Source organism: Acidovorax sp. NO-1 (assembly GCF_000238595.1).
In the GTDB taxonomy this organism is placed as follows: domain Bacteria; phylum Pseudomonadota; class Gammaproteobacteria; order Burkholderiales; family Burkholderiaceae_C; genus Acidovorax.
Genome location: NZ_AGTS01000125.1, coordinates 1 through 338 on the forward strand (window position 1 = coordinate 1; position 338 = coordinate 338).

A 338-nucleotide genomic window follows, 5' to 3' on the forward strand; every position below is an offset into this window, starting at 1 on the left:
TCGAAAGGCTTGCCCGATTTGAGCACGCCATAGGCGATGGTCAGCAGCTTACGCATGGCGGCGCAGACGGTTTGTTTACCTTTCTTGCCCCTGGCTTTCAGGCGCTCGGCTTGCGCCTTGATAGCCGGGTTATAGGTCAGCGCCACGACAGCAGGTAGGTATAGCGCACTTCGTAAGCGGACTGATCCCATGCGCGAGATGCAGGTATGGCCGCGCGCGAGGCCGGACTCCTGCAGGCGCGGGTTCAAGCCGGCAAAGGCGGTAACGGCGCGCGCATCGGCGAAGCGGTCGATATCGCCGAGCTCCGCCAGGATCAGGGCGGCGGTCTTGTCAGCGAT

At 63.0% G+C, this 338-nt stretch carries 1 protein-coding gene; it reads right to left on the reverse strand.

The genetic code is table 11. The features are described from left to right. Nucleotides 1-338 (reverse strand): IS110 family transposase (locus KYG_RS18725; RefSeq protein ID WP_008906500.1); only part of this gene is annotated, 338 nt, incomplete at both ends.